This window comes from Tolypothrix sp. VBCCA 56010, assembly GCF_050875635.1.
In the GTDB taxonomy this organism is placed as follows: Bacteria; Cyanobacteriota; Cyanobacteriia; order Cyanobacteriales; family Nostocaceae; genus Hassallia.
Genome location: NZ_JBPAOH010000265.1, coordinates 1 through 5,783, shown reverse-complemented (window position 1 = coordinate 5,783; position 5,783 = coordinate 1). Strand labels below are relative to the sequence as shown.

Annotated in this window: 6 protein-coding genes; 5 read left to right on the top strand and 1 reads right to left on the bottom strand. The window is 41.7% G+C overall.

Going from position 1 to position 5,783, the window contains the following annotated elements:
- The first annotated feature begins 214 nt into the window (after positions 1 to 214).
- The 5 genes from AABK37_RS40005 to AABK37_RS39985 all read left to right on the top strand — a co-directional run bounded on the left by AABK37_RS40005 (position 215) and on the right by AABK37_RS39985 (position 4,226).
- On the top strand, positions 215 to 823 hold the full coding sequence (locus AABK37_RS40005) for a helix-turn-helix transcriptional regulator (RefSeq protein WP_432556945.1): 609 nt from the start codon (positions 215 to 217) through the stop codon (positions 821 to 823).
- A 61-nt stretch (positions 824 to 884) separates the two neighbouring features.
- A complete protein-coding gene (locus tag AABK37_RS40000) occupies positions 885 to 2,888 on the top strand; it encodes a TonB-dependent siderophore receptor (protein ID WP_432556944.1) in 2,004 nt (667 codons plus the stop codon).
- Between the two features lie 179 nt (positions 2,889 to 3,067).
- On the top strand, positions 3,068 to 3,532 hold the full coding sequence (locus tag AABK37_RS39995) for a hypothetical protein (RefSeq protein WP_432556943.1): 465 nt from the start codon (positions 3,068 to 3,070) through the stop codon (positions 3,530 to 3,532).
- A 63-nt stretch (positions 3,533 to 3,595) separates the two neighbouring features.
- Positions 3,596 to 3,811: a hypothetical protein gene (locus tag AABK37_RS39990; protein WP_432556942.1), complete on the top strand. Its 216-nt coding sequence runs from the start codon at positions 3,596 to 3,598 to the stop codon at positions 3,809 to 3,811.
- Positions 3,804 to 4,226 (top strand): hypothetical protein, encoded by a 423-nt coding sequence (locus AABK37_RS39985; protein ID WP_432556941.1) that lies wholly within the window; start codon positions 3,804 to 3,806, stop codon positions 4,224 to 4,226. The genes AABK37_RS39990 and AABK37_RS39985 overlap by 8 nt, the downstream gene beginning before the upstream one ends.
- 210 nt (positions 4,227 to 4,436) lie before the next feature.
- Here AABK37_RS39985 and AABK37_RS39980 read toward each other — a convergent pair whose 3' ends face one another.
- A complete protein-coding gene (locus tag AABK37_RS39980; protein ID WP_432556940.1) occupies positions 4,437 to 5,093 on the bottom strand; it encodes a hypothetical protein in 657 nt (218 codons plus the stop codon).
- Between the last annotated feature and the right edge of the window lie 690 nt (positions 5,094 to 5,783).

Genomic DNA, 5,783 nt, shown 5'->3' with positions numbered 1-5,783 from the left:
CTTTGATTGCTACAGCACTCGATTTGGTTAATCCCAAGCATCTAAAAAACTGGTTTACAAACTGCTGTTACTGTACTTCATAAACCCGCAATCTGCTGTAAATGAATTTGGAGGACAGGTAGGAGAGGGATACACACTCATTTCTGGTAGCGGTGTTCAAAGATAAATGCGTGTAAAAATACCGAAATCCAGGCACGTAAATATTAATATTCATATGTCTCCGGAGTTATTGAAAACTTTTTTCCCCACAGAAAATGGAGATATTTCTCCTGTGTTGAAGTTTCTGGCAAAGGGTGATAATTGGCAGAGTTTAATTTACCCGGAAACTACAACCGCTATCGAAGCAGTAGCGCAGCAAATTATCAACTGTCCCTACCACGGGATGACAAAGCGGATGTATTTGCAGGGAAAGATACAAGAATTAATGGCGCTACAACTGGCTCCAATTTTAGCAGACCAGTGTGGACTGCAACCGTCCCCACAACTAAAATCATCAACTATTGCCCGAATTCATTATGCAAGGGAAATTTTGCTCTCTCGTTTAGAGAATCCGCCATCATTGGTGGAATTAGGGGAGTTAGTAGGGGTGAGCGATCGCACTATTTTACGTGGTTTTAAAGACTTATTTGGCACAACTGTAGTCGGCTACATTACTGAGAAACGCCTGAACCAAGCACAGGAATGGTTACGTTCGGGGAATTACACTGTGGCAGAAGTTGCAAATTTAGTTGGTTACACAAATCCAGCACACTTTGCTACTGCCTTTAAGCGCCAATTTGGGATTGCACCCAGCGAATGTTTGTTGGGCAAAAAGTCGGTTTGACGAAGATGAGGCGGTTTTTGGGTAGACGCGATCGCTACAGGATGACGAGCCGATTGAGTTGGTGGTGACAGGGGAGCAAGATAGTTATCGCGTACCTAATGCGTCAACTGCAACCAAAACTGATGCTCTCGTCCGCGATATTCCTGCTTCGATTCAAGTCATCCCGCGTCAAGTGCTAGAGGATCAACGAATCACGCGAGTGCGAGAAGCGGTGACTAACGTTAGTGGGGTAACTTCCGTAGGCGGTTCTCAATCTGTGGCTGGTGATAGATTTATTTTTCGAGGGTTTGCGGAAAGCTATCTTAGCGGTGGTAATACGTTTGTCGATGGTTTTAGAAGGTTCGACTACCAGGGCTTTAACTTGGAAGTCGCAAATATTGAACAACTCGAAATTTTGAAGGGACCCACATCCGTCCTTTACGGTCAGGGTGAACCGGGCGGCATCCTCAATATCGTGACCAAACAACCCCTGGCAACTCCTTTTTACGCGGTCGAAGCAACGATTGGTAGCTTTGATTTCTACCGTCCAACGCTCGATTTTTCCGGTCCTTTGAATCCCGACAAAACAATTCGCTATCGCTTGAACGCAGCCTATCAAAACTCTGGTAGCTTTGTTGATTTTGCGGAGAGAGAGCAGGTCTTCGTCGCCCCTGTGATTAGTTTTGATCTTGGCAAGAATACTACTCTGACGCTGGAAGGAGAGTATTTCAATACTTCTCAAGTTGAGTATTTTGGTCTTCCGGCAGCCGATTCCGTACTCTCCGGACGAGTTCCCCGCTCCCGGTTTCTTTATGATCCAGACGCGAGGCTAGAACGTGAGATTTTTGGGTTTGGCTATCGATTACAACACAAATTTAGTGACAACTTATCAGTTCGCAGCGGGTTCAGAGCGCTACTTCAAAATTATGAACAGCCTTCTTTCTATTTAGAACTGCAACCAGACAATCGAACCTTAACTCGCGTTGAAACTAGATTCGATCGATCAGATCGACAGGTCTATTCTCTACAGACTGATGTGATTGGCAAGATCCAAACGGGCAGCATTAAGCAGGATTTACTCCTCGGCGTGGAATTGAGTTGGCTTAATGATACACGAGATATATTCTTTTCAACGATTCCTGTGCCATCTATCGATCTGTTTAACCCCAACTATGACCAACCGATCCCTCGATTTGATGAACAAGCTGCCAATGAGAGAGGGGTTCAAAATCAGGTTGGTGTCTATGCTCAGGATTTAATTTCAATTAGCGACAACCTAAAAATTCTGTTGGGTGGACGCTTTGATTTTGTCAAAGACACCTACGGGGACGAAATCGGCGGTGTTTCACGTCAGGAGCGAGAAGATACTGCCTTCAGTCCTCGTGTTGGCATTGTTTACCAACCGATTCAGCCCGTTTCTCTGTATGCCAGTTGGAGTCGATCATTCCTGCCCAATGGTGCTGCCTTCAGAAATGCGGATGCAAGCTTCTTTGAGCCAACGAAGGGCGAAGCGTTTGAGGCTGGAGTAAAAACAGAATTTCTGGATGGCAAACTGGTAGCAACCTTAGCCGCTTACCAAATCACCAAACAAAACATTGTCGTCTCCGATCCAGATCGACCCAGATTTAGCATTCAGGTCGGAGAACAGCGCAGTCGAGGGATTGAGTTTGATATTGCCGGAGAAATCTTGCCCGGTTGGAAGATCATTGGCAGCTATGCCTATATCGATGCTGAAATCACGGAGGATACCCGACCTGCCTTCAAAGGGAATACACCCACCAATGTGCCTCGTCACAGTGCCAGCTTATGGACAACCTATGAATTTCAAACGGGAGGGTTGAAAGGGTTTGGATTTGGCGGCGGAGTGTCATTTATCGGTGATAGACAGGGTGACTTAGAAAATACATTTGAAGTACCCAGCTATGTCCGCACCGATGCTGCTATCTACTACAGACGCGGACAGTTGGGGGCTGCACTGAATTTCAAGAATATCTTTGATGTTTACTACTTTGAAAGTGCTGATTTTGGTTTCGTGTCTCCCGGTGCGCCGTTCACGGTGCTGGGAACAGTTTCGGTGCAGTTTTAGCGCTTGTAGACAGAAGGGCGATCGCTCTTTTTGGAACGAATCAAGGAGCGCGATCGCCTCTTAAGCTTTTAAACAAAGCGTGAAAGTTCCTGCCTAAAGAATTTTGTTAACTTAATAATAAGTAAAAATATGCCAATCATGCCCGATATTGCCGTTATCATCAAATAAAATAAACTGTCATGACACCTGAACAGCAAATTCAGCAGGAAATTGCCGAAAATCTCGTTTCCATCGGTGAAGTCCTGTTTAGCGCCCAAGCATGGAAGTTCTTTCAAACACTAGGTAGGGGCTACCTTTATATGCACAAGGTACTCCGGATCGAGCATACTAGTGGTAATAATTTTTCGGTGGTTGAAAGTGAATCGCAAACAGGAAACAGAATGCATTATGTTGCTAAAGGCACTCAAGCTTGGCAGATGATGAAACTCTCAGCAGCAGCGGTGAATCAACCAATACTGTATGCCCAATATTATGCTTTAATCGACAACTACGACCCAAGAAAAGAGTATGTAATAGTTGTGGGTTTTAACTATGGTTCTGATGCTGTAGAATATTTCTTTTTAAGAAGACCAGAAGTTCCTCCCCAGGAAGCTTTTAAAATTGTAAGCGATCGCCCCCTCGAATTTGGCATCGAATCATTATAGTCTTGAGTTTTGATACGTTATCCTAAGAATTAATATCAAATTCGTAAATGTGCGACTTGACAAATGGTATCTATTGAACTTATTGAACAATTACGCAAACTCAATCGTATAGATAAGCTTCAAGTAATTCAACTTTTAGCTACCGAGTTAGCAGACGAAGAAACTAACCTAATAAAACCTGGTGCTTCCTACTCTGTTTGGTCTCCAATCGAAGCAGTGGAAGCTGCCAAAGTAATGTTAGATGCGCTAAATGCCGAAGCTTCCTCAAATCATGAGTAGTAGAGCAAGATATTCTTTTACTCCTACTGATACTAGTTTGGGAGAAGCGAGCTTTAAGCCTTATTTACCAGTGACCTTGAATTATAAAAATAACTCACAGGAAGTTATCGGACTTTTAGATACGGGAGCAATGGTGAACGTTCTTCCATATCAAGTTGGCATTGAGTTAGGGGCTATTTGGGAAGAACAAACAACAATGCTTCAATTAACTGGTAATCTAGCTCAGTTTGAAGCAAGATTGCTAATTGTATCTGCTATTATTAAACAATTTTTGAGCGTTAGACTAGTTTTTGCGTGGACACAGGCCACACAAGTACCACTTATTCTAGGACAGGCAAACTTTTTTATGGAATTTGATGTTTGTTTTTATCGTTCTCAAAAATTATTTGAGGTGACTCCAAAACAATCATTATAAAAAAATTTAGAGGTAAGAGGGAGATGAACTAAAGTATTATTCCTAAGAGGATGTTTTAAAAGTCGAGTCAAGTATAAATTGTCATTAGTTACTTGCAAAAAATCTGGGATTTGAGCAATACAATAATAAGATGCTTCACTGCGGGACTCATGACATATTGAGACACTTTTAAAACATACTCTTACAAGTAGATCGTTCCACGGTATCATTCTAATAAACAGTTTTCCAACCTTCAACAGTTGCTTTACCTATCTGACTATCCACTGTTTCTCCGCTTTCTGATACCAGTCTTATACTGACATTTTTCGGTGGTGAATTTTTCAGCGCTGCTGCTAACTCGCTGCTGACTTTAAATGTACCGTTGTTTCCTTCCAAACGAAAAACCCGCTCTCCTAATTTGATATAAAGGTTAGTAATCTTCAGGGTACTATTAGATACTAAACATCCTGAAGAAGGTACAGACGTATAGTGATATAAACCATACGAGCAATTACGGTCTTTATAAGCCATAAGTACGCGAATCGAGTTCAGACTCCAAAGGCTAATTACCTCAATTCTGGCATTAGTATTCAGAAAGTCCCGCCAAAAGTAGTTTCGGTCAAATATGCCGACATAATTTCCTTCAAAAGGATCTTCAATCCTAACTGGCTTTGACCAAGGTACATCCATGTCAGTACCCAAAGCCGTAGATTTGACAACAGGTAATTGCGTAGATGCTTTGGCTAACTGGTTATTTTCTTGGGCTACTACTAGCTGAGGCAAAATTACACAACCAGTAGCTATCAAACATCCTAAACCTAATCCTACTATTGCAGGTCTAGCCATACTCCAAATAATTTGATTTGCTTTTTCGTAGCGTACTAACATATCTAAATATAGAAGTAAAATAAAAACCAATTTAACCGTAATATTACTTACGAGCGAACCTATCCGCTTTATGGATATGTTTGTATTAATGTAAATTTTATTTGCTGTCAAGTTTCTTTTTGCCAATAATAAGAGCGCTGGTGCGCCTCCCACTACCGTATCTACTATGATAAGTTAAAAATTTGAACCTGCGGAATGTGGGATCTAAAAAATCATCCTTGGAATTATTGTTCCGATACTACAAAAGATAGACGTATACTTAGAATAGCTTCACCATTATCCCCCTAAAAAAAAAGGACTTTAATTGACTTTTTACCTTGATTTTTAAGGGATTTGGCGCGATTGCACCGTCAGGCATTTTGCTATAAAAAAGCAGTAAAAATACTTAATTTTGTTTTGAGATTGTTAGTTTATTATCTTAAGTATCGTTGTATTCCGATGCGGGGGCAAAGCGATCGCTCCTGATATAGCTAGGACTTACGCTTTGAAACCCGGTTTATAGGAAAAATCGTTGGTTTTACAACTAAATTTAAACGAAGAAACCGGGTTTATGGCTGTTGCCTGCGTAAGTCCTGATGAGCGCGATCGCGCTCATGGAGAACTGCAAAAATAACAACTTGAATCATACAGCAGATTGCGTTTTTATTGAATACACGTAGAGACGTTCCACACTGAACGTCTCTACAAGGT